Annotated in this window: 20 protein-coding genes and 2 pseudogenes; 14 read left to right on the top strand and 8 right to left on the bottom strand. The window is 71.0% G+C overall.

Going from position 1 to position 23,544, the window contains the following annotated elements:
* The first annotated feature begins 11 nt into the window (after positions 1–11).
* The 5 genes from uraH to B9S58_RS15475 all read left to right on the top strand — a co-directional run bounded on the left by uraH (position 12) and on the right by B9S58_RS15475 (position 5,979).
* Complete coding sequence (gene uraH / locus B9S58_RS15495; protein ID WP_103532708.1) at positions 12–401, top strand: hydroxyisourate hydrolase; 390 nt, start codon at positions 12–14, stop codon at positions 399–401.
* A gap of 7 nt (positions 402–408) precedes the next feature.
* Positions 409–1,332, top strand: a complete 924-nt coding sequence (pucL, locus tag B9S58_RS15490; RefSeq protein WP_103532694.1) for a factor-independent urate hydroxylase — start codon at positions 409–411, stop codon at positions 1,330–1,332.
* Between the two features lie 68 nt (positions 1,333–1,400).
* The gene (locus tag B9S58_RS15485) at positions 1,401–2,804 is read left to right on the top strand and encodes a nucleobase:cation symporter-2 family protein (RefSeq protein WP_103532693.1); all 1,404 of its coding nucleotides are present in this window, start codon (positions 1,401–1,403) and stop codon (positions 2,802–2,804) included.
* Positions 2,805–2,849: 45 nt separating this feature from the next.
* Complete coding sequence (locus tag B9S58_RS15480; RefSeq protein ID WP_103532692.1) at positions 2,850–4,238, top strand: 8-oxoguanine deaminase; 1,389 nt, start codon at positions 2,850–2,852, stop codon at positions 4,236–4,238.
* A 283-nt stretch (positions 4,239–4,521) separates the two neighbouring features.
* A complete protein-coding gene (locus tag B9S58_RS15475) occupies positions 4,522–5,979 on the top strand; it encodes a nucleobase:cation symporter-2 family protein (protein ID WP_103532691.1) in 1,458 nt (485 codons plus the stop codon).
* An 89-nt stretch (positions 5,980–6,068) separates the two neighbouring features.
* Here the strand turns inward: B9S58_RS15475 and B9S58_RS15470 are convergent, their stop codons facing one another.
* A complete protein-coding gene (locus B9S58_RS15470) occupies positions 6,069–6,890 on the bottom strand; it encodes a chitosanase (protein WP_308457905.1) in 822 nt (273 codons plus the stop codon).
* A gap of 112 nt (positions 6,891–7,002) precedes the next feature.
* Here B9S58_RS15470 and B9S58_RS15465 point away from each other — a divergent pair, with 112 nt between their 5' ends.
* Complete coding sequence (locus B9S58_RS15465) at positions 7,003–7,686, top strand: alpha/beta fold hydrolase (protein ID WP_103532689.1); 684 nt, start codon at positions 7,003–7,005, stop codon at positions 7,684–7,686.
* Between the two features lie 222 nt (positions 7,687–7,908).
* Here the strand turns inward: B9S58_RS15465 and B9S58_RS15460 are convergent.
* Positions 7,909–8,525, bottom strand: a pseudogene (locus B9S58_RS15460) (TIGR03086 family metal-binding protein).
* 159 nt (positions 8,526–8,684) lie between these two features.
* On the opposite strand from B9S58_RS15460, the gene B9S58_RS15455 reads away from it, so the two are divergent.
* Positions 8,685–9,677, top strand: a complete 993-nt coding sequence (locus tag B9S58_RS15455; protein ID WP_103532688.1) for a fibronectin type III domain-containing protein — start codon at positions 8,685–8,687, stop codon at positions 9,675–9,677.
* A gap of 178 nt (positions 9,678–9,855) precedes the next feature.
* Here the strand turns inward: B9S58_RS15455 and aceB are convergent, their stop codons facing one another.
* Positions 9,856–11,475, bottom strand: coding sequence for a malate synthase A (gene aceB / locus B9S58_RS15450; protein ID WP_103532687.1), 1,620 nt, complete (start codon positions 11,473–11,475; stop codon positions 9,856–9,858).
* A 262-nt stretch (positions 11,476–11,737) separates the two neighbouring features.
* A complete protein-coding gene (locus B9S58_RS15445) occupies positions 11,738–12,391 on the bottom strand; it encodes an NTP transferase domain-containing protein (protein ID WP_258044535.1) in 654 nt (217 codons plus the stop codon).
* A gap of 201 nt (positions 12,392–12,592) precedes the next feature.
* Between B9S58_RS15445 and B9S58_RS15440 the strand changes: the two are divergent.
* Positions 12,593–12,880 (top strand): annotated as a pseudogene (locus B9S58_RS15440) (DUF5955 family protein); the annotation flags it as partial.
* A gap of 29 nt (positions 12,881–12,909) precedes the next feature.
* Here the strand turns inward: B9S58_RS15440 and B9S58_RS15435 are convergent.
* Both B9S58_RS15435 and B9S58_RS15430 read right to left on the bottom strand, forming a co-directional pair.
* Positions 12,910–13,551: a response regulator transcription factor gene (locus B9S58_RS15435; protein ID WP_103532686.1), complete on the bottom strand. Its 642-nt coding sequence runs from the start codon at positions 13,549–13,551 to the stop codon at positions 12,910–12,912.
* Complete coding sequence (locus tag B9S58_RS15430; RefSeq protein ID WP_103532685.1) at positions 13,548–14,747, bottom strand: sensor histidine kinase; 1,200 nt, start codon at positions 14,745–14,747, stop codon at positions 13,548–13,550. Before B9S58_RS15430 ends, B9S58_RS15435 begins: the two co-directional genes overlap by 4 nt.
* A 110-nt stretch (positions 14,748–14,857) precedes the next feature.
* Here B9S58_RS15430 and B9S58_RS15425 point away from each other — a divergent pair, with 110 nt between their 5' ends.
* Entirely contained in the window at positions 14,858–15,940 is a 1,083-nt protein-coding gene (locus B9S58_RS15425) for an ABC transporter permease (RefSeq protein WP_103532684.1), read from the top strand.
* A complete protein-coding gene (locus tag B9S58_RS15420; protein ID WP_103532683.1) occupies positions 15,937–16,617 on the top strand; it encodes an ABC transporter ATP-binding protein in 681 nt (226 codons plus the stop codon). Before B9S58_RS15425 ends, B9S58_RS15420 begins: the two co-directional genes overlap by 4 nt.
* Before the next feature lie 46 nt (positions 16,618–16,663).
* On the opposite strand, the gene B9S58_RS15415 is transcribed toward B9S58_RS15420, so the two are convergent.
* Complete coding sequence (locus B9S58_RS15415) at positions 16,664–17,467, bottom strand: IclR family transcriptional regulator (RefSeq protein ID WP_103532682.1); 804 nt, start codon at positions 17,465–17,467, stop codon at positions 16,664–16,666.
* A 336-nt stretch (positions 17,468–17,803) separates the two neighbouring features.
* Between B9S58_RS15415 and allB the strand changes: the two genes are divergently transcribed.
* From allB to B9S58_RS15400, 3 genes are all read left to right on the top strand, one after another.
* Positions 17,804–19,147 (top strand): allantoinase AllB, encoded by a 1,344-nt coding sequence (allB, locus tag B9S58_RS15410; protein ID WP_103532681.1) that lies wholly within the window; start codon positions 17,804–17,806, stop codon positions 19,145–19,147.
* Between the two features lie 25 nt (positions 19,148–19,172).
* Positions 19,173–20,294, top strand: coding sequence for an allantoicase (alc, locus tag B9S58_RS15405; protein ID WP_103532680.1), 1,122 nt, complete (start codon positions 19,173–19,175; stop codon positions 20,292–20,294).
* Between the two features lie 163 nt (positions 20,295–20,457).
* Positions 20,458–20,781, top strand: a complete 324-nt coding sequence (locus B9S58_RS15400) for a putative quinol monooxygenase (protein ID WP_103532679.1) — start codon at positions 20,458–20,460, stop codon at positions 20,779–20,781.
* A 211-nt stretch (positions 20,782–20,992) separates the two neighbouring features.
* Here the strand turns inward: B9S58_RS15400 and B9S58_RS15395 are convergent, their stop codons facing one another.
* Positions 20,993–21,658, bottom strand: a complete 666-nt coding sequence (locus tag B9S58_RS15395) for an IS5 family transposase (protein WP_258044534.1) — start codon at positions 21,656–21,658, stop codon at positions 20,993–20,995.
* A 413-nt stretch (positions 21,659–22,071) separates the two neighbouring features.
* Here B9S58_RS15395 and B9S58_RS15390 point away from each other — a divergent pair, with 413 nt between their 5' ends.
* Positions 22,072–23,520 (top strand): NF041680 family putative transposase, encoded by a 1,449-nt coding sequence (locus tag B9S58_RS15390; protein WP_103532603.1) that lies wholly within the window; start codon positions 22,072–22,074, stop codon positions 23,518–23,520.
* The last annotated feature ends 24 nt before the right edge of the window (positions 23,521–23,544 follow it).

Genomic DNA, 23,544 nt, shown 5'->3' with positions numbered 1-23,544 from the left:
GTGTGACGGTCTTGAGTACCGACACGACCGCATCGGTGTCCACCCACATCCTGGACACCAGCATCGGCCGCCCCGCCGCGTCCGTCGCCGTCTCGCTCGCCGCCCGCAGCGGAAGCGACGCGCCGTACGTGACGCTCGGAGCGTCCGCGACCGATGCGGACGGGCGTTGCAAGGACCTCCCGGCACTGCCGGAGGGCACCACCCACGTGCGTCTCGACTTCGACACCGAGGCGTACTTTTCCAAGAAGCAAGCCGAGGCGCAGCAGGACGCCCCCCGCGTAAGGGACAGCGGCGCGTTCTTCCCGGAAGTGACGATCGCCTTCGCGGTCGTCCCGGGCGAGCACTATCACGTACCGCTGCTGCTCAACCCGTTCGGCTACTCCGTTTACCGAGGGAGCTAGCACCGACATGCCCACGATTCTCGGCCAGAACCAGTACGGCAAAGCAGAGAACCGCGTCGTCAAGATCGTGCGGGACGGCGATACCCACCACATCAAGGACCTGAACGTCTCGGTCGCCCTCTCCGGCGACATGGACGACGTGCACTACTCCGGCTCCAACGCCAACGTCCTGCCGACCGACACCACCAAGAACACGGTGTTCGCGTTCGCCAAGGAGCACGGGATCGAGTCCGCCGAGCAGTTCGGCATCCACCTCGCCCGGCACTTCGTCTCCTCGCAGGAACCGATCAAGGTCGCGCGGATCCGGATCGAGGAGTACTCCTGGGAGCGCATCGCGAGCTCGGACGGCAACTCCAAGTTCATCGGGGCCGACCAGGTCAACCACTCCTTCGCCCGCAAGGGCCAGGAACTGCGCACCACCCAGGTCACCTTCGACGGTGAGAACTGGGAGATCATCTCCGGTCTCAAGGACCTGACGGTCATGAACTCCACCAACTCGGAGTTCTGGGGCTATGTGAAGGACAAGTACACGACGCTCAAGGAAGCGTACGACCGGGTCCTGTGCACCGACGTGTCGGCCGCCTGGCGTTACAACTGGACCAGTGACGACCAGCGGATGCCCAACTGGGAGAAGTCGTACGAGCAGGCCAAGAAGCACATGCTGCAGGCCTTCGTCGAGACGTACTCCCTCTCGCTCCAGCAGACCCTTTACCAGATGGGTTCGCGCGTCATCAACAGCCGGAGCGAGATCGACGAGATCCGCTTCTCGCTGCCGAACAACCACCACTTCCTGGTGGACCTCGAACCGTTCGGCCTCAAGAACGACAACGAGGTCTACTTCGCGGCGGACCGTCCCTACGGTCTGATCGAGGCCACCGTGCTCCGGGACGGCGTCGAGCCGAAGATCCCGGTCGACTTGACCAACCTCTGACGCGGCACTGAACCGGCCGCCGTCCGTCCACATCCGGACGTCGGCCGGTCATCCCGGAGGGAAATCCCATGGCACAGCCTGCAGCGAGGCCGGCAGAAGGCCCAGGCAGAACCTCACCGATCACCGCTGCCGACACGGCAGTTCACCCGGTGGACGAGAAGCTTCCTCCCGCGCGGCTGGTCCCCGCCGCGCTCCAGCACATCGCCGCCATGTACGCGGGCGTCGTCACCCCTCCGCTGATCATCGGCCAGGCCGTCGGCCTGGACACCGCCGGTATGACCCGGCTCATCGCGGCGAGCCTCCTGATCGCCGGACTCGCCACCGTTCTGCAGACCGTCGGTCTCGGCCGCTTCGCCGGCAACCGGCTCCCGTTCGTCAACGCCGCGTCCTCCGCCGGGATCGCGCCGATGCTCGCCATCGCCGAGACCAGCGCACCGGGGCACCAACTCCCCGCGATCTACGGGGCGGTGCTGGTCGCCGGAGTCTTCTGCCTGACTGTCGGTCCCTTCTTCGGCAGACTGCTGCGCTTCTTCCCGCCGCTCGTCACCGGTGTGGTCATCACCCTCATAGGCGTCACCCTGATGCCGGTTCCGGTCGCCTGGGCGCAGGGCGGCGACGCCACCGCCGCCGACTTCGGCGCCATGAAGTACCTGGCGCTGGCCGCCTTCACGCTCGTCGTCATCCTGCTCATCCAGCGCTTCGGCCATGGCTTCCTCAGGCAAGTGGCTCTGCTCATGGGCATGTTCGTCGGCACGCTGGCCGCTGTCCCGTTCGGACTCGCCGACTTCTCCGCGCTGAGGTCCGCACCGCTCGCCGCCCTGCCGGCCCCCTTCGCCTTCGGCGCACCGGAGTTCCACCCCGCCGCGATCCTCTCCCTCTGCATCGTCATGCTCGTCCTGATGACGGAGTCCTCGGCCGGGATGCTCGCCCTCGGCGAGATCTGCGACCGCCGCACCGACGGCCGCACGATCACCCGCGGACTGCGCACGGACGGCATCGCCACTCTCCTCGGCCCGGTCTTCGGAGGTTTCCCGACCAGCGCCTTCGCCCAGAACGTCGGCGTCGTCTCGCTGACCCGCGTACGCAGCCGGTACGTCGTCGCGGCGGCGGGCGGCGCCTTGCTGGTCCTCGGCGCCTTCCCGGTGCTCGGCGCGGTCGTCTCGCTCGTCCCGATGCCCGTCCTCGGCGGCGCCGGCATCGTCCTCTTCGGCTCCATCGCGGTCAGCGGCATCCGTACGCTCTCCGAGGCGGGCCTGGACGACAGCTCCAACATCATCCTGGTCGCGGTGGCACTGGGAGCGGGCATCATCCCGCTCGCCGCGCCCACCTTCTACGCCGGATTCCCGGCCTGGGCGCAGACCGTCCTCGGCTCCGGGATCAGCGCGGGAGCACTGGTCGCGGTCGTGCTCAACCTGTTCTTCCACCATCTCGGCACCCACAGCCGCACCGCTGTGGCACTCAAATCCTCCTAGGGTCCTGCCGTGCCCACATCGCCAGAGAAAGAAGAAGGAAGCACCATGGCAGCTTCGGCGGACCCTCAGCGCATCATCATCGAGAACTGTTCGATCGCCACCGTCGACGCCCACGACACGGAGTACGCGTCCGGGTACATCGTCGTGGCGGACAACCGCATCGAGGCCGTCGGCGCCGGCAAGGCTCCGGAGGGCCTGACCGGAGTCGTCCGGCGCATCGACGCCACCGGACACCTCGCGACGCCCGGCCTGGTCAACACCCATCACCACTTCTACCAGTGGATCACCAGGGGCCTGGCCACCGACCACAACCTCTTCAACTGGCTGGTCGCCCTCTACCCGACCTGGGCGCGCATCGACGAGCCGATGGCCCGCGCCGCCGCGCAGGGATCGCTGGCCATGCTGGCCCGCGGCGGCGTCACCACCGCCATGGACCACCACTACGTCTTCCCGAAGGGCTCCGGCGACCTGTCCGGCGCGATCATCGGCGCCGCCCGCGAGATGGGCGTACGGTTCACCCTCGCCCGTGGGTCGATGGACCGCAGCGAGAAGGACGGCGGCCTGCCGCCGGACTTCGCCGTCGAGACCCTGGAGGGAGCGCTCGCCGCCACCGAGGCGACGATCGACGCCCACCACGACGCCTCCTTCGACGCGATGACGCAGATCGCCGTCGCACCTTGCTCACCGTTCTCGGTCTCCACCGAACTGATGCGCCAGGGCGCCGAGTTGGCCCGCCGTAAGAACGTACGCCTGCACACTCACGGGTCGGAGACCGTCGAGGAGGAGCAGTTCTGCAAGGAGCTGTTCGGGATGGGTCCGACCGACTACTTCGAGTCGACCGGCTGGCTCGGCAACGACGTGTGGATGGCTCACTGCGTCCACATGAACGACTCCGACATCGCGGCCTTCGCCCGTACGGGAACGGGCGTCGCCCACTGCCCGTCCTCCAACGCCCGCCTCGCCGCCGGCATCGCCCGGGTCCCCGACATGCTCGCCGCCGGCGTCCCAGTCGGCCTCGGCGTGGACGGCACCGCCTCCAACGAGTCCGGCGAACTCCACACCGAGCTGCGCAACGCGCTCCTCATCAACCGCCTCGGCGCCCACCGCGAGGCCGCCCTGAACGCCCGTCAGGCCCTGCGCCTGGGGACCTTCGGCGGAGCCCAGGTCCTGGGCCGCGCCGACCAGATCGGCTCCCTGGAGACCGGCAAGCTCGCCGACCTCGTCCTGTGGAAGCTGGACACCCTGGCCCACTCCTCGATCGCCGACCCGGTGACCGCGCTCATCTTCGGCGCGGCCGCCCCGGTGGCCCTCTCCCTCGTCGACGGCAAGCCGGTCGTCGAGGGCAACCACCTCACCACGGCGGACGAGGACGCCATCGCCCGCGTCACCCGCGACGAGGCCCGCCGCCTCGCGCAGATCGCCGCCGGAGCCTGATCCGCGCGGTATCCCCGACCGGCCGGTCGAGGGGGACGGCCCGAGACCGGCCGCCGTGGACCCGAGCGGGGTCCACGGCAGCCGGTCCGGCGGACGCGCACCCCATGGTGCGCGCCCGCCGGACCGGTGAAGAACGCTGCCCGCACACACCTCCGGTGCGAGCCACCGCACCCCCCTCTGCACGACCTGCACCACCTGAGAGAGCCGCACCACCGCACCACATACGCACCACCTCCCTGAACCCCACGTCGCCGACGACGTGTAACCGACCGGAGGAACCGCCGTGGCCGCTGAGCCCAGGTTTCGCAAAGACGCAGATGCAGCCGCCCCCGACGCGACGGCCGATACCGCCGCAGAAGCGGGAGCCGACCGGAAACACCCGGTCGACGAAACCCTCCCTCCCCTGAAGATGTTCACCAGTGGCCTCCAGCACGTGGCCGCCATGTACGCGGGCGTGGTGGCCCCGCCGCTCATCGTGGGGCCGGCCGTCGGTCTCACCGCCAAGGAGACCGCCTTCCTGATGGGGGCGAGCCTGTTCACCGCGGGGATCGCCACCCTCCTGCAGACCATCGGCTTCTGGAAGGTCGGCGCCCGGCTGCCCTTCGTGAACGGTGTCTCGTTCGCCGGTGTGGCCCCGATGATCGCGATAGGCAAGGACCGGGGGCACGACGGGATAGCCGTCATCTTCGGCGCGATCATCGTCGCGAGTCTGCTCGGATTCCTCGTCGCTCCGTACTTCGGCAAACTGGTCCGCTTCTTCCCGCCCGTCGTCACCGGCACCGTGATCACGCTGATCGGCGTATCGCTCCTCCCGGTCGCCTTCAACTGGTCCCAGGGCGGCAACGCCACGGCGGACGACTACGGTTCGATCACCAACATCACCATGGCCGCCGTGACCCTGGTGATCGTGCTGGCCATGCGCAAACTGCTGCGCGGCTTCCTCCAGCAGATCGCGATCCTGCTCGGTCTGGTCATCGGCACCCTGATCGCCATCCCGGCCGGCATCACCGACTTCGGCGCCATCAGCGACGCCGACGTCGTCGGTTTCCCGACGCCGTTCGCCTTCGGCGCCCCGCAGTTCGAGATCGCAGCCATCATCTCCATGTGCATCGTGATGCTGGTCTGCATGACCGAGTCCACCGCGGACATGCTGGCCCTCGGCAAGATCGTCGGCCGCCCTGCCGACGAGAAGATCATCGAGGGCGGCCTGCGCGCCGACACCCTCGGCAGCGCCATCAGCCCGCTCTTCAACGGATTCATGTGCAGCGCCTTCGCCCAGAACGTCGGCCTCGTCGCCATGACCAAGATCCGCAGCCGCTTCGTCGTCGCGGTGGGCGGCGCGATCCTGATCGTCCTCGGCCTGGTCCCGGTCGCCGCCTCGGTCATCGCGCTCGTGCCGCTGCCGGTGCTCGGCGGCGCCGGCATCGTCCTGTTCGGCACGGTGGCGGCCAGCGGCATCCAGACCCTGGCCACCGCCGCCCTGGAGAAGGGCGAGAACGCCCTGATCGTGGCGGCGGCCGTCGGCATCGGCCTGATCCCGATCGCCGCGCCGCAGTTCTACCACGCCTTCCCCGAGGACCTGCTGGTCGTCCTCGACTCGGGCATCTCCACCGGTTGCGTGGTGGCGATCGTGCTGAACCTCGCCTTCAACCACTTCGGCCGCAAGCCCGAGGCACAGGACGAGGAGCAGGTGAACGGCGAGCACGTGGTGCCGGCCGCGGCCGGGGCCGGCGTTCACTGACCTGCCGGTACGGTCTCCGGCCATTCCGCCGGGGCCCCGCGCGACGCGGGGCCCCGGCGGTTGTCATGCCGCGGACCGTCCCTCCGGAGTCAGTCCTTGTCGATCCGGTAGGCGTCCCCGTACACCTTCCACCGCAACGGCGTCTCCAGCCCGAGCTTCCCCTCCCGTACGAAGACCCGCTGGGCCGTCTCCACCCGGCTGGTGTCGGTGTGCGAGGGCTCCTTGTCGATCGCGGCGACCCGGGCATCGAGGAACGCGTTCAGATACGCCTGCTCGTCGCCGCCCCGCGCGGGTGTGCGGGCCGCCGCCGTCGCCTCGCGGCGCATCGTGCGGAACCCGACCGTGCCCTCCGTGTCGCCCTCGCCGTGCATCACGTACGCGTCGTAGTAGATGAACTGGCCGAGCGCGCCGAGCCCGTCCTTCTCGGCCCGCCCCACCGCCGGGCCGAAGTACAGGGCGTCGCGCTCCGCGTCCTGCGCCGCGCGGAAGTCGGGGTCCTCGGCCGCCTTCGCCCAGGCCCGGGTGAACGGCTCACCGAGCCCGGTGTGCGCGGCGCTGCCCTCCACGGCGCGCAGCGCCGGAAGGAACCGCTCCAGCGGATTGCCGGGGCGCGCCTTCGCGTACCGCTCCACGACCTCCGTCATGTCACCGGTGTCGGAACAGAACCCGATGATGCCCGCCGTGTACCCCCGGCCGTCCCCGATGTCCTCGATGTACGGGTACTGCGCCTCCCAGTCCAGCGAGGAGTTCTCCGCGCTGGAGACGAGCCGCATCGCGATCCGCTTCTTTGCCGGGTCGTTCAGCCCCTGGTCCGCGGCGTCGGGCGCGGATCCGGAACATCCGGCCAGGGCGGCGGCCGTGAGGAGCGTGGCGGCGAGGGGCGGGCGCAGGGCCCGGACGATGTGCTTCACCCGCCCAGCCTGCCAGGCCGGGCCGGGGAGGGTGTCTCGTCGATCATGGCCGGGTCCGTGGCGAGACACCCTCCGGAGCCGGCCGGCGCCCGTCGGCTGTAGCGTCAGGGGCATGGAAGATCAGTCTGTTGTGGATGTCGGCGATGTGCGCCTCGCGTACCGGACCTGGGGCGATGCGTTCGGCTCGCCCGTCGTGCTGCTGCACGGCCTGGGCGGTTCGGCCGCGAACTGGGAGGCGGCCGGCACCCTGCTGGGCCAGGAATGGCGGGTCTTCGCCCTGGACCTGCGCGGCCACGGTGAGAGTGACTGGCCCGACGACTACGGCCTGGACCTGATGGTCGAGGACGTCGTGGGCTTCCTCGACGAACTGGAACTGGACCGGGTCGGCCTCGTCGGTCATGGGATGGGCGGTGTCGTCGCCCGGCTGCTGGCCCAGGAGCACTCCGACCGGGTGGAGCGTCTTGTGCTGGTGGAGACCCCGGCCCCGTTCCCCGGCGACCCGGGTCCGGCGGGGCGGGCCGAGGGCCCGGTGGACTACGACGAGAACGCGGTGCCCGCCGTACGGGACCAGCTCGCCGACCCCGGCCCGGACGCGGACGAGGGCCTCGGCGACATCGTGTCCCCGACGATGATCATCAGCGGGGGGCCGGAGAGCGCGATGGAGCAGCACCGCCAGGCCGACGTGGCCTCCCTGATCCCGGACTGCCGGCTGATCACGGTCCCTGGCGGCCACCGGATGCACGAGACCCGGGCCGACCAGGTGGCCGCGCACATCACGGAGTTCTTCACCAGCTGAGGGGCTCCCGCGCCCACGGCGTTGTCAGTGACGGCCGCCATGATCGACGCCATGGACTTCGACCGCGCCCCTGTTCCACGCGGAGTCCCGTGTCCCGGAAGCCGTGGGTGAGCAGGGAGCCGGCGGGGAAGAACGCACCTTTCGGTGAGAGACACAGGAACGAAACCGGGCAGCGCGACGCGGCCCGTCGACTACGGCGGGCCGCCGCGGCTTCGGCGGCTGTCAGTCGCTCGGCCGCCAGTCCGGACGGCGGCCGCTGAGGCCGATCACCCGGTCCAGCAGTGGGGCGTCGTCCGGCACCGGGACTGGCGGCCCGAAGATCCCCCCACGGTCAGGGTCGTCCTGGTCCGGAGCGAGCAGGGCCTCACAGGACCGCAGCTCGGCCTCCCCGCCGCGTACGGCTGACCCGTCGACCGGGCCAGATCCCAGCCGTGGACGACGAGTTCGTTGAGCGCGACGGCCCCGGCCACCTCGCCGGGCAGCTCCACTCCGCCGGCCCGGGTCATGCCGGTCCGGGCGGCGGGTGAGCGCCAGGCCGCCGCCACCTCCTCCAGCTGCCGGGGCAGCACCTCACGCCAGTCGTCGTCGAGGACGGGGCGAGCGGCGCCCGGGGCGACGGCGGTGCTCGCCCCGAGATCCTTGTGTGCGGCGTCGCGGAAGGCGGCGGTCAGCCCGGTGAGATGGCCGAGCAGCTCCCGTACGGCGTAGTCGGGACAGGGGGTGGGGGCGTCCAGCTCGCCGTCGTCGACCGAACTCAGCAGCCCGGCGATCCGCCGGGCGGCCGGCTCCAGGCCGGGAAGGGCAGCGGCACCCGACACCGGGTTCTCATGTGCATCCATACAGGGAGGACTTCTCCACCACCGGAAACTCATCGGCCGAAGTGGCTGCCCCGACCGCGGGCGGGTGGCGCAACCCGGCATATAGCGGAAGGTTCCCGGCCGGGCTCTTGTCGGCGGCCCCCACGCCATGTCATACAGGTCTGGACCATTGCTGTCCGGATGGAAGGCACCCCCGTGCAACGCCCCCACACATCTGCCGCGTTGGCCTGTTCCGCCGCTCTGCTCCTCGCCACCCTCACCGCCTGCGGTGGCACCGCCGAAGCCGATACGCAGTCCCCGAGCACCCCCAAGGGCGTGACCGCTCAGGCCAGCAGTTCCACCTCGGTGCACGTCATGTGGGACCCCGCATCCGACAACAAGGCGATCGCCGGGTACGAGGTCTACCGGGCGAAGACCAAGGTCAGATCCGTTCCGGCGACGAAGCACATGATCGACGTCGACGGGCTGACGGCGTCGACGGACTACACCTTCACGGTCCGGTCCAAGGACACCGCCGGAAACCTCTCCGCGCCCAGCACCGTCGTGCCCGTCACCACGCAGGCCACCCCGCCCGACGACAACGAGCCCCCCACCGCCCCCGCGAAGCTGGCCGGAACCGCCGAGGGCGGCCGCGGGGCCACCCTGACCTGGCAGGCGGCCAAGGACGACGTCGGCGTCACCTCGTACGACGTCTACCAGGAGGACTCCCGGATCCACAGCGTGCCGGGCACCGCGACCACGGCGAAGGTGACGGGCCTGCGTCCCGGGACCGTCTACACCTTCACCGTCCGGGCCCGGGACGCCTCCGACAAGTCCTCGCCCGACAGCAACGCCGTCGACCTCACCACCGCCCGGGCCGCCGGCGCCCCCGCGAGCACCGCCCCCACCGGTCTGCGCACCGAGGTCGGCAAGGAGGGTGCCGAGTTCACCCTCGACCTGTCCTGGGACCAGCCCGGGACGGGCGGAGTGATCCCCGCCTACCAGCTGTACCTGAACGGCAGGCTGACCACCACGATTGTCTGGGGTGGCACGCCTCCGAAGGGCCGTGCCACCTACCGACTGAACCTCTCGGACCCGGCGGGGACCCGCTATTCGGTGAAGCTCCGGGCCAAGCTTCCGGACGGCAAGTGGGGCGACTTCTCGGCCCAGCCGACGGTGGTCCTGACGGACTGACACCCGTCCCGGCGCACTCCGTACGCTCCTTCCCGGACCCGTCCGGGTGACGTGATAGGAGAGAACTCTCCCGTATCGCGGCCACTGTGGGCGAGGTCCGGGTGGGGCGAGCTCAGGCACACACCACCGCCCCCGGCGCTGTGCGGTGCCGGGGGCGGTTCGCGTACGTCGTGACGGGTCAGCGCAGTTGCTCGTACGCGGGCAGGGTCAGGAAGTCCGCGTAGTCCTGGTCCAGGGAGACCTGGAGCAGGAGGTCGTGGGCCTGCTGCCACTTGCCGGCGGTGAAGGGCTCCTCGCCGACCTCCTCGCGGATCGCGGCCAGTTCCTCGGCGGCGACCTTGCGGGCCAGGTCCGCCGTGGCGTGCTCGCCGTTCTCGAAGACCACGTCCGCGTTGATCCACTGCCAGATCTGCGAGCGGGAGATCTCGGCGGTGGCCGCGTCCTCCATCAGGTTGAAGATGGCGACCGCGCCCAGGCCGCGCAGCCAGGCCTCGATGTAGCGGATGCCGACCGCGACGGCGTTGCGCAGGCCGTCGTAGGTGGGCTTGGCGTCGAGGGTGTCGATGGCGATCAGGTCGCCCGGGGCCACCGAGACGTCCTCGCGCAGCCGGTCCTTCTGGTTGGGCCTGTCGCCGAGGACCGCGTCGAAGGAGGCCAGGGCGATCGGGACGAGGTCGGGGTGGGCGACCCAGGAGCCGTCGAAGCCGTCGTGCGCCTCGCGGTCCTTGTCCGCCTTGACCTTCTCGAAGGCCACCTTGTTGACCTCGGCGTCGCGGCGCGAGGGGATGAAGGCGGCCATGCCGCCGATGGCGTGCGCACCGCGCTTGTGGCAGGTGCGGACCAGGAGCTCGGTGTACGCCCGCATGAACGGGGCGGTCATCGTCACCGCGTTGCGGTCCGGGAGGACGAACTTGGACCCGCCGTCACGGAAGTTCTTGACGATGGAGAAGAGGTAGTCCCAGCGGCCGGCGTTCAGCCCGGACGCGTGGTCGCGCAGCTCGTAGAGGATCTCCTCCATCTCGTACGCGGCGGTGATCGTCTCGATCAGCACCGTCGCCCGGACCGTGCCCTGCGGGATACCGACGTAGTCCTGGGCGAAGACGAAGATGTCGTTCCAGAGGCGGGCCTCCAGGTGCGACTCCGTCTTCGGAAGGTAGAAGTACGGGCCCTTGCCCAGGCCGATCAGGCGCTGCGCGTTGTGGAAGAAGTAGAGACCGAAGTCGACCAGCGCACCGGGCACGGAGACGCCGTCCAGCCGCAGATGGCGCTCCTCCAGGTGCCAGCCGCGGGGGCGCATGACGACCGTGGCGAGTTCGTCGGCGGACTTCAGCGCGTACGACTTGCCCGACCTCGGGTCGGTGAAGTCGATGCGGCGCTCGTAGGCGTCGGTCAGATTGAGCTGGCCGAGGACGACGTTCTCCCACGTGGGGGCGGACGCGTCCTCGAAGTCGGCGAGCCAGACCCTCGCGCCCGAGTTCAGGGCGTTGATGGTCATCTTGCGGTCGGTCGGACCGGTGATCTCCACCCGGCGGTCGTTCAGTGCGGCCGGAGCCGGTGCGACCTTCCAGGAGTCGTCCGCGCGGATCGCCGCCGTCTCGGGCAGGAAGTCCAGCGTGGAGGTGCGGGCGATCTCGGTGCGGCGCTCGCCGCGCCGGGCGAGCAGCTCATTGCGGCGCGGGGTGAACCGCCGGTGCAGTTCGGCCACGAACGCGAGGGCCGCGTCGGTCAGGACCTCTTCCTGCCGGGGCAGGGGCTCGGCATCGACGATGGCCAGCGTGGACGGCGCTGGTGCGGACATGAGCTGTCACTCCTTCAGCGGGCGGCGGCGACTCATGGCCGCCGGGTCGCCTGAGACGGCACGGCGTGCCATGGCTCCGAGATACGGCCGTGGGCGCCGTCTGAGGTTCAGAGGGCTTCTGGCCAGTGGATAGTAGTTTCCTCATGGTGGAAGTTCAATGGTTTGTTGATGTCGAGATTCTCCGGGTCGACAGAAACGGGCCGGTGGCGGCGCAGCGTGCCAGCGTGGCCACGGACGGTGGACGGCGACCGGCTCCGTCCGGTCACTCCAGGTGCTTCAGGTCCCGCGGGGTGTCGATGTCGTACGCCTCGGCCACATCCGAACACTCCACGAGCGTGATCGCATCGCGGTGCTCCCGCAGATACGCCCGCGCGCCCTGGTCGCCCACCGCCCCCGCGGCGATGTCCGTCCACCGGTCCGCCCCGAACAGCACCGGATGGCCCCGCTCCCCGCCGTACGACGCGGCCGCCAGAGTCGCCCGCGAGCGATACGCGAGACGCACCCGCGCCACCGCCTCCGCCCCGATCCCCGGCTGGTCGACCAGGAGGACGAGTGCCGCATCCGCGTCCGAGGCGCTCAGGGCGGCCAGGCCCAGGCGGAGCGACGACCCCATGCCCTCCTCCCAGCCCGGGTTCACCGTCACCGCGCAGCCCGTGAGATCCGCGCGGGCCCGCACCTCGTCGGCCGCCGCGCCCAGCACCACGTGCAGCGGGCCGCAGCCGCCGTTGCGCAGGGAGCGCACCGCGTGCTCGATCAGCGGGCGGCCCCGGTGCTCCAGCAGCGCCTTGGGGCGGCCGCCGAGTCGACGGCCCCCACCGGCGGCCAGCAGCACCCCCGCGACCTCGGGGTTCTCCGAGGCGGAAGGCGTGGTCGCAGCCGTGCCTGTCGCCGTGTTCGTCGTTGTGTCCTTGACCATGGGGTCTGGATACCACTGAGCCCTTCGCACACGCGACACGCATGTCACCCTCAGGGGTAACCCCGATTTCTTTCCGTGGGCTGGCGCGCACTGCGTGTCATGGCGTTAACTTGCGGACGAACCCGGGGACTTGGCCACAGCCCGGGATCGGGGGTCACACCGGCACAAGGACGTGCGAGGGGGAGTGCTGTGTTGCGAAGCGTGGGGCAGAAGCGGCTGACCGGCAGTGGCGAGGACCCGAGGGTGGCCGAGCTGCGGATGGCCGTCTCCCGGCTCCGCCGGGAACTGGCCGGGCTCCCGACCGAATTCCCCGACCGGCCGATCGCCGAGGACGAGCTGGCGGCCCTGGACGCGATGGCCGTCAGCGGTGTGCCGGAGATCCCCCGGATGCGCCGCTCCTTGCTGCTGATCGCGGGGGCGATCGGCTCGGTGAGCGCGGTGGCCGCCGCCCTGCGCGAGGTGCGCAACGCGGTCGACCTCTTCGGAGAACGCGCGGGTGACACCGCGCACCCGGTCCGTCAGCGGCGGATGAGCCTGCGGGCCGTGGCCGCCGCGACCGCCGACGTACGGGAGTCGACGCCCAGCTTGGCGTAGATGTGCACCAGGTGGGACTTCACCGTGGCCTGGCTCAGGAACAGCCGCTTGCTGATCCGCAGGTTCGACAGGCCCTCCCCGACCAGCTGGAGCACCTCCAGCTCCCGCCGGGTCAGCGCCTCGGCCGGGGTGCGCATCCGGTCCATCAGCCGGTGCGCCACCGAGGGCGCCAGCGCCGAGCGGCCCGCCGCCGCCGTGCGTACCGCCGCCGCCAGCTCCTGCGGCGGCGCGTCCTTCAGCAGATAGCCGCTCGCACCCGCCTCGACCGCCGCCAGGATGTCCGCGTCGGAGTCGTAGGTGGTGAGGATCAGCACCCGGGGGCCGTCCGGTGCGGCGGTGATCGTCGCCGTGGCCTGTGAGCCGTGCATGCCCGCACCGAACTGGAGGTCCATCAGGACCACGTCGAAGCCGCCCGCCGCGGCCAGGGCGACGGCCTCCTCGGCGGTGGCGGCCTCACCGGCGACCCGGAAGTCCGGCTCGGTGTCCAGGACCGCCCGCAGCCCCGCCCGGACGACCGGATGGTCGTCCGCCAGCAGCAGCCGGATCGCGTCCCCGCTCACACTCATGCGGCACGCTCCGCTTCCGCGACGGGCAGCGGCAGGGTGACCGCCACCGCCGTGCCCTGTCCGGGCGCCGACTCCACGCTCAGCGCGCCGCCGAGCGACCCGGCGCGCGCCCGCATCGCCGGCAGCCCGAAGCCGCCGTCGCCGCGCTCGTGGACCGGCGCCCCCGACGGGTCGAAGCCCTGTCCGTCGTCTACGACGTCCAGCGCCACCGAGGTGTCCATGAAGCTCAGGGTGATCTCCGCCCGGCCGGCCCGCGCATGGCGCACCGTGTTGGCCAGCGCCGACTGCGCGGTCCGCAGCAGCGCCACCTCGTACGGCGTCGGCAGCTCGACCGGGGTGCCGCTCACCGCGAACCGTACGGTCAGGTCCGGTGCGGTCGTGCGGGCGCAGAGCCGCTCCAGCGCGGCGGCCAGCGAGCCGTGCTCCAGGTCCGGCGGCGTCAGCGCGCGCACGAAGGAACGGGCCTCGGCGAGATTCGCCTGCGCGGCCTCACGGGCGGCCCGCACATGCGCGGCGGCCGGGGCGTCCTCGGGCAGCGAGCGCTCGGCGGCACGCAGCAGCAGCTGGATGCTGGACAGTCCCTGGGCCAGCGTGTCGTGGATCTCCCGGGCCAGGCGCTCGCGCTCGGCGAGGGTCCCGGCCGTGCGTTCCGCCTCGGCAAGGTCCGCGCGGGTGACGACCAGCTCCACGATCAGCTCGCGCCGCCGTTCGCTCTCCCGGAAGAGCGCGTCGTAACCGAGGACGGTGGCGACGGCGACCGCCGCGCCGATCAGCGGCCCGATGAACGCGCCGGGCGCGATCACCTGCCGGTGTACGACGAAGCTGGTGATCGCGGCGGCCGCGGTGACCACGACGGCGGGCAGCGCCCAGCGCATCGGCAGGATGTGGAGCTGGAGGAAGTAGAGCGGGAAGGCCACCCACAGGGCGTCCGGCGACAGCACCAGCAGTGCGGCCCACAGGGCGCCGAGACCCGCCAGCCACACCGCCCCCGGCCGGTTTCCGGGCTGTACGGAGGAGGTGAGCGCCCCCGCCGCGTACAGGGCCGCCATCAGCACCGCCACCACCACGACCGCCGTCGTGTGCGGCGCGTCCTCGCCCACCGTGCGGACCACCACCAGGGCCAGCAGGCCCACCAGCAGTGCGTGCAGACAGAGCCGCAGGGCTGCCGTGACGTGGGTGTGCGAACGCGAATCCATGGTTCGTCCAGCGTAGTCGCGGTCTCCCCGGACCCGGTCAATCGAAAGGTTGATCCCGGGCCCGTCCGCCGCGCGATGTTTTCCCGCTCGCGCCGAACGACGCTGGAGCCATGTTCGTCGCATGGAGAGACCTCCGCTTCGCCAAGGGCCGGTTCGCGCTCATGGGCTCGGTCGTGGTGCTGATCACGCTGCTCGTGGGCCTGCTGTCCGGCCTGACCGCCGGTCTGGCCCGGGAGAACACCTCGGCCGTCACCGGGCTCGACGCCGACCACCTGGCCTTCGCCGCGCCACCCGACGGGCAGGCGGAGTCGCTCACCGCCTCGACCGTCCGCGAGGACGCCTGGCGGGCCTGGGCCTCTTGGCCCGGGGTCGGGGCCGCGCAGCCGGTCGGCATCCGCACCCTGAACGCCACCGCCGCCGGTGAGCGGACCGCCGCCGTGTCGGCCTTCGGTGTCGAACCGGACGGCACCCTCGGGCCGGAAGGGATCGGCCCGGGGCGGGTCGTGCTCTCCGTGAAGGCCGCCGAGGAGCTGGACGTGGCCGCCGGTGACCGGATCGCGCTCGGCCGGACCGAGCGCGATGTCGCCGCCGTCGCCACGGAGGCCGCCCACAGCCACACCCCCGTCGTCTGGACCACCCTCGACGACTGGCAGCAGATCGGCCACGACGGTGCCGGGCCCGCCGAACAGGCGACCGTGATCGCCCTGACCACCACGGACGGCGTCGACCTGGAAGCGGGGGACGAGGCGGCGGGCACCAGCACGCTCGCCCTCGACGACTCCCTCACCGCCATCGGCTCCTACCAGGCGGAGAACGGTTCGCTGCAATTGATGCGCGGCTTCCTCTTCGCCATCTCCGCCCTCGTCATCGGTGCGTTCTTCACCGTCTGGACGATCCAGCGCAGCGGCGACGTCGCCGTACTCAAGGCGCTCGGCGCGTCGACCCCGTACCTCCTGCGCGACGCACTGGGGCAGGCCGTGGTGATGCTCGCCCTCGGTACGGGACTGGGCACCGTGCTCGCCGCCGGGGCCGGAGCCCTGATCGGTGGCGGAGCCGTGCCGTTCGTCCTGGACGCGGCGACCGTCCTCGTCCCGGCCGCCGTGATGGTCGTCCTCGGTGCGCTCGGGGCCGCCCTGTCCATCCGGCGGATCACCGCCGTCGACCCGCTCACCGCACTCGGGAGTGCCCGATGACGCTCACCCTGACCGACGTCACCCTCACCTACCCGGACGGCGAGGGCCGGCTCACCGCCCTGGACCGGGTCTCCCTGGACGTGCTCCCGGGCACGCTCACCGCCGTCGTCGGGCCGTCCGGCTCGGGCAAGTCCAGCCTGCTCGCGGCCGCCGCCACCCTGGTCACCCCGGACTCCGGCGAGGTCGTCGTGGCGGGGACGCCGACCGCCGGTCTCGGCCGGTCCGGGCGGGCGGCCCTGCGCCGGGACCACATCGGCACCGTCTTCCAGCAGCCCAACCTGCTGCCCTCGCTGACCGCCGCCGAACAGCTCCAGGTGATGCGCCATCTGTCCGGCGGGTCCGCCCGCGCCGCCCGTCACCGGGCCCTGGACCTGCTGGACGCGGTCGGTCTCGCCGACCGCGCGCACCGGCGGCCGCACCAGCTCTCGGGCGGTCAGCGCCAGCGGATCAACATCGCCCGTGCCCTGATGAACGAGCCGGCGGTCCTGCTCGTCGACGAGCCGACCAGCGCGCTCGACCACGAGCGCGGCGCGGCCGTGCTCGACCTGCTGGTCACCCTGACCCGGGAGCGCGCCACCGCCACGGTGCTGGTCACGCACGACCTGGCCCATCTGGACCGGATGGACCGCACGGTGACGATGGACGACGGGCGGCTCACGGTCCCGGCCCGGGCCTGAAACGGGAGCGGCGGGCCCGGAATCCCGGGCCCGCCGCCTTGGGGGCTCAGCCGCCGTTGGTGCCACTGCTCGCCAGGGCTTCGGACAGCTCGCCCGCGACCTGCTGGAGAATCGGCACGATCCGTTCAGTGGCCGTCTCCGTCACGCGTCCCGCCGGGCCCGAGATGGAGATCGCGGCCGAGGTGGGGGAGTTCGGCACGGAGACCGCGAGGCACCGCACCCCGATCTCCTGCTCGTTGTCGTCCACCGCGTACCCGGCGCGGCGCACCAGCTCCAGGGCGTCGAGGAAGCCCTCCGGGGTGGTGATCGTCTTCTCCGTGGCGGCCGGCATGCCGGTACGGGCCAGGAGCGCGCGGACCTCGTCGGCGGGGGTGTGCGCGAGGAGCGCCTTGCCGACGCCGGTGGAGTGGGGCAGGACCCGGCGGCCGACCTCGGTGAACATCCGCATGGAGTGCTTGGACGGCACCTGGGCGACGTACACGATCTCGTCCCCGTCCAGCAGCGCCATGTTGGCCGTCTCGCCGGTCTCCTCCACCAGTCGGCTTAGGTAGGGGCGGGCCCAGGTGCCGAGCAGTCGGGAGGCGGACTCGCCGAGCCGGATCAGGCGGGGGCCGAGTGCGTAGCGGCGGTTGGGCTGCTGGCGTACGTACCCGCAGACGACCAGGGTGCGCATCAGCCGGTGGATGGTCGGCAGGGGCAGACCGCTGCTCGCGGACAGCTCGCTCAGCCCGACCTCGCCCCCGGCGTCGGCCATCCGCTCCAGCAGATCGAAGGCGCGCTCAAGGGACTGCACCCCACCGCTGGAACCGGAGGGCTTGGAGTCGGCTGTGCTGGCGTGGGACGGCGGCACGTCAACGGTCCTTTCGAAGCGGAAGGCAAGGCAGCAGCCTACCGGGCGGTTCCCGGACGGCCCACAGCTGCCCGGTCGGTGTCCGTGCCGGTCAGGGCCTGTTTTGTCCGGGTGCCGCCGGTCGGTGCGGACGGCTCGGCGCCGCCTCTCCTGGCCCATGCTACGTTCCGCAGTTCGAAATGTGACTTCTACTTTGTGGAAACCTCTAGTCGGGTGGTCGGAGTGGCCCGGCGGGCCCCCGTGGCGGAGAGTGGGGTCTTGACGAGGGCGATTCCCGAGTGAAGACTCCATCGAAGCTTCAACAGTTCGTTGAATTCCTGGAGTGAAGGAGCACAGGTGTCCGGTCCGGACGTGAACCTGATACTGCGCTCGACGCGCGTCGTCACCCCCGAGGGGACCCGCCCGGCGGCGGTCGCCGTCGCGGGCGGCACGATCGACGCGGTCCTGCCGTACGACACCGAGGCGCCTGCGGGCCTTCGCCTGGAGGACTTCGGCGACGACGTCCTGCTGCCCGGCCTGGTCGACACCCACGTCCACGTGAACGACCCCGGCCGCACCGAGTGGGAGGGCTTCTGGACCGCCACCCGCGCGGCCGCCGCCGGCGGCATCACCACGCTCCTGGACATGCCGCTCAACTCCCTCCCGCCGACCACCACCGTCGAGCACCTGCGGACCAAGCAGCAGGTCGCGGCCCCCAAGGCGCACGTCGATACCGGCTTCTGGGGCGGTGCGATCCCGTCCAACGTCAAGGACCTGCGCCCGCTGCACGAGGCCGGGGTCTTCGGCTTCAAGTGCTTCCTGTCGCCCTCCGGCGTCGAGGAGTTCCCGGAGCTCGACCAGGAGCAACTGGCCCGTTCCATGGCGGAGATCGCCGGCTTCGGCGGCCTGCTCATCGTGCACGCCGAGGACCCGCACCATCTGGCCGAGGCCCCGCAGCGCCCCGGGCCCGCCTACGCGGACTTCCTCGCCTCCCGCCCGCGCGACGCCGAGAACACCGCGATCGAAGGGCTCATCGCCCACGCCAAGCGGCTGAACGCCCGCGTCCACGTCCTGCACCTGTCCTCCAGCGACGCCCTGCCGCTGATCGCCGCCGCCAAGCGCGAGGGCGTCAGCGTCACCGTCGAGTCCTGCCCGCACTTCCTCACCCTCACCGCCGAGGAAGTCCCGGACGGGGCCACCGAGTTCAAGTGCTGCCCGCCGATCCGCGAGGCCGCCAACCAGGACGCGTTGTGGGCCGGACTCGCCGACGGCACCATCGACTGCGTCGTCAGCGACCACTCCCCGTGCACCACGGACCTCAAGACCCCGGACTTCGCCTCCGCCTGGGGCGGCATCTCCTCCCTCCAGCTCGGCCTGCCCGCCATCTGGACCGAGGCCCGCAAGCGCGGCCACTCCCTCGACGACGTCGCCCGCTGGATGTCCGCCGCCCCCGCCGAACTCGCCAGGCTGACCCGCAAGGGCGCCATCGAGGCCGGACGCGACGCCGACTTCGCGGTGCTCGCCCCCGAGGCGACCTTCACCGTCGACCCTGCCGAGCTCTTCCACCGCAACCAGGTCACCGCCTACGCCGGGAAGACCCTGCACGGCGTGGTCCGTTCCAGCTGGCTGCGCGGTGTCCGCATCGCCTCCGACGGCGTCCTCGCCGAGCCCGCCGGCCGCCTCCTCGAACGCGACCACTGACCGTGCCCGAAAGGAACTGCTGACCATGACGGACGCCGCGATACCGCGCTTCACCGGAGACGCAAGCCCCTACGCGGGCGGTGACCCGTACGCCGACCACCGCACCGCCGACTTCCCCTTCACCCGCCTCGTCGACCTGGCCGACCGCCGCCTCGGGGCGGGGGTCATCGCCGCCAACGACGAGTTCTTCGCCGAGCGTGAGAACCTGCTGAAGACCGGGCCCGCCGTCTTCGACCCGGAGCACTTCGGGCACAAGGGCAAGATCATGGACGGCTGGGAGACCCGCCGCCGACGCGGTGTCAGCGCCGCCGAACCCCACCCCACCGCCGACGACCACGACTGGGCCCTCGTCCGCCTCGGCGCGCCCGGCGTCATCCGGGGCATCGTCCTGGACACCGCCCACTTCCGCGGCAACTACCCGCAGGCGGTCTCCGTCGAGGCGGTGTCCCTGCCCGGCTCCCCGTCCCCCGAGGACCTCCTCGCACCCGACGTGAAGTGGACGACGCTCGTCCCCTGTACGGCGGTCGGCGGCCACGCGGCCAACGGCTTCGCCGTCGACGCCGAGCAGCGCTTCACCCATCTGCGGGTCAACCAGCACCCGGACGGCGGGATCGCCCGGCTGCGCGTGTACGGCGAGGTCGCCCCGGACCCCGCCTGGCTCGCCGCGCTCGGTACGTTCGACCTCGCGGCCCTGGAGAACGGCGGCCAGGTCGAGGACGCCTCCGACCGCTTCTACTCCCCGGCCACCAACACCATCCAGCCCGGCCGCTCGCGCAAGATGGACGACGGCTGGGAGACCCGCCGCCGGCGCGACACGGGCAACGACTGGATCAGCTACCGCCTCGCCGCGCGGTCCGGGATCCGGGCCGTCGAGATCGACACCGCCTACCTCAAGGGCAACTCCGCGGGCTGGGCGAGCCTTTCGGTACGGGACGGCGAGGGCGGCGACTGGGCGGAGGCCCTTCCCCGGACCCGGCTCCAGCCCGACACCAACCACCGCTTCGTCCTCGACGGGACCGTCCGGGCCACCCACGTACGGATCGACATCTTCCCGGACGGCGGCATCTCACGGCTCCGGCTGTTCGGATCGCTCACCGACGAGGGCGCCGCCGCCCTGGCGGCCCGTCACCGGGAGCTCGGCGGCTGATCCCGTCGGCGGACAGGGCCGGACGCACCGCGGTCTCAGGGGGATCGCGGTGTGCCCGGTCGGTACCGTTACATGAGGTTGTGTCACCCTGGTCGGGGTGCGGCGAGCAGGCCCTGGTGCTGAGCGAGCCGTACCTTCCGACGTTCTCGACCGGGAGCCCCCCATGATCTTCATCGCCGTCAAGTTCACCGCCCTCGACCCCGAGGAGTGGCTCACCCGGTTGGACGACTTCACCGTCGCCACCCGCGGAGAGCCCGGCAACCTCTTCTTCGACTGGTCCCGCAGTGTGGAGAACCCCAACCAGTTCGTCCTGCTGGAGGCCTTCGCCGACGCGGCGGCGGGCGAGGCGCACGTGAACTCCGACCACTTCAAGGCGGCGATCGCGACGATGTCGGAGCTGGTGGCCGAGGTCCCCGAGATCATCAACGTCGAGATGGAGGGCACCGGCTGGTCCCGGATGGCGGAGGTCACCCCGCGCAACCGCTGACCGGGAGGCCCCTCTAGCTTGACGATCTATAGAAGGTTCAACGTGACAGCGCCCTCACGCGGCGTCGTCAGAGAGGGTCGAAGCGACGGAGCGGTTGTGGTTCGGTGCCTCTTTCGTCGGTCTCGGAACGGGCCAGCAGGATCCAGTCGTCGATGGCTCGCCAGCGGGTCTGGAGCCAGCGGGCGAGTTCCCCGGCTTCACGGGGAACCTTTCAGTGCGTTGTGGCAAAGGGAGTCCTTCTGCGGGCCAGTACGACGAATCCGCGTTGCCCGTCACAGCGCCGCACGACCTCGATGCGGACACCGTGTCGGGCGGACGCCTTCGACAGCGTCGGACCCTGGTAGGCGCTGTCGGCCCACACCAGTTTCAGCAGCCGGCCCGGCTGTTCCATGAATGCCTCCAGCAGCGCCGGGGCGGCCTTGGAGTCGTGCACATCGGCCGTGGTCACGGTCACCTCCAGGAGCAGGCCCTCGGTATCGGTCAGGATGTGACGTCTGCGGCCGTCGCGTGACTTGCCGCCGTCGTATCCGCGACTGTCCTCACCTACGGTTTCGGAGGCGTCCACCGACTGGCTGTCGATGATTCCCCCACTGGGCTCGGCGTTGCGCCCTGAGCGTTCCCGCGTCGTGCGGCGCAGGCGTTCGTAGAGTTCACGCGCGTAATCGCAGGCCCGCCAGCGGCGGAAGAAGTCGTAGACCGCCCGCCAGTACGGGAAGTCGACAGGCAGGGCCGTCCACTTCACACCGTTGTCGACGACGTAGCGCACCGCGTCGAGCATCTCGCGATGGCAGAACGCCTCCGGGCGTCCGCCACGCTTCAGGAGCCAGGCCGGCACCGGCATCACGGAGCGGACCTCGGCCCGCTCCGCATCCGTCATGTCACTCGGACAGCAGCCTGCCCGCCGCCCCGCAGCGATCGAACCGAACCTGTGCACGTAGCAGTCACACCCAAGGGTGACCGCGGCGGACGCAGGCACAGCAGAAGTGGTCAACTCGTCCGACAACGGGTCTCCTTGCTCGTGACCGGCCTCAACAACCACGTCGCTACCAGGGGGCCCGTTTCTCTGTGCCCACGACCGCATCGGCATCTCTGTCCGAATGGTCACCCGCCCCGCGGGCTTCGAACGAGATCCGGTTTACCACAACGCACTCAGCTTGAGATAAAACCTCAGGTCGCGCGGCGGTAGGTGTTCGAGTCCCCCACATGGGGAAACGCCGGACACGGCGACGGCCGCGCCGTGATCCTCGGGTTGTGAGACCAACGAAAACCGGCGCGACCGCCGCTGTCAGTGTGCCCGATCCCAGTGCCCGCAACGCGGCCTTGCGTGAACTCAAGGAGTTCCGCGTCGATGTCCGCTCCTGCCTCACGCGTTGGGGTGATGCGCTCTTCGAGATCACCGACGCGGTGCTGTGCAGCGAAGGCCCGGTACGCAACCTGGCCGAACTCAGCCTCGTGCCCGAACACGCCCGCTCCCACGGCTCCGTCCAGCGCGCCATGAACAACGGCCGTGTCGACTTCGAGCGCTTGAACTGGTCCTTCGCCCTGCACGACCTGCCGCGCGGCCCCGGCGGCGGCATCGTGCTCGCCGTGGACACCACGCCCTGGCTACGCCCGGACGCCGGCACCAGTGACCAGCGCACTTTCTGTCATACCTACGGCCGCGCCGAGGGCGCCCACGAGATGATCCCCGGCTGGTGCTACTCCGTTGTCGCCGCCCTGACCAGCGGCCCCACCTCCTGGACCGCACCCCTGGATGCCCGCCGCCTATGCCCGGGCGAACACCTCCAAGAGATCACCGCCCACCAGCTGCGCGGTGTCGTGAGCCGGATCGTCGCCCTCGGACGCTGGACCGCGGGCGACCCGCCGATCCGGATCGTGACCGACTGCGGCTACGACGGCCCCTACCTCGCCCACCAGCTCGCCGACCTGCCCGTCGAGGTCTGCGTACGCCTGCGCGGCGACCGCGTCCTCTATCAAGACGCGCCCCCAGGCGGAGGCGTCGGCGCGAAGGGCGGCCGGCCCCGGCGCCACGGCGAGCGCTTCGAGTTCCACAACCCCGACACCTGGCAACCACCCGCCCACGACACCGTCCGCAACCTCGACAAGTACGGGAACGTCCGTGTGCGCTGCTTCGAGCGCCTGCACCCCAAGCTCAACCGGCAGACGATCTGGCAGCACCACCCCGAACCCGAACTACCCATCCTCCCGGGCACGGTGATCCGCCTGGACGTCGACCGCCTGCCCTCCGGCGGCAGCCCGAAGCCCCTGTGGCTGTGGTGGTCACGCACCGGCGCGGACGCCGACCTCGCCGACAGCACATGGTCGTGCTTCCTGCGCAGATTTGATCTTGAGCACACCTTCCGCTATTGGAAGCAACACCTGGGCTGGACGAGCATCTGCCTGCGCTCTCCTGCCGCCGCCGATCGCTGGACCGCTCTCGTCCTGGCCGTCTACACCCAGCTACGCCTGGCCCGGCCCCTGACCGCCGACCTCAAGCGCCCCTGGGAGAAACCCCTGGCCGCCCACCAGCTCACACCCGGCCGCGTCCGCCGGGGGTTTCGTCAAGTTCGCAGATCACTGCCCGTCCTCACGAACGCGCCGAAACCCTCCCGTCCCGGCCCCGGCCGTCCGCCCGGCCGACGCAACACACGGAAGGCGCCAACCTACGAGGTCGGAAACGCCCTGCTCGGCACAGCAGATCAGACAGACAAGCGAGCAACCGAACAAGGACCCCGCTGACCACCCCAGGTTTTACGGCAAGCT

The organism is Streptomyces sp. SM11 (genome assembly GCF_002910905.1).
Classification (GTDB): Bacteria; Actinomycetota; Actinomycetes; order Streptomycetales; family Streptomycetaceae; genus Streptomyces.
This window is presented reverse-complemented; position numbering and strand designations above follow the sequence as displayed.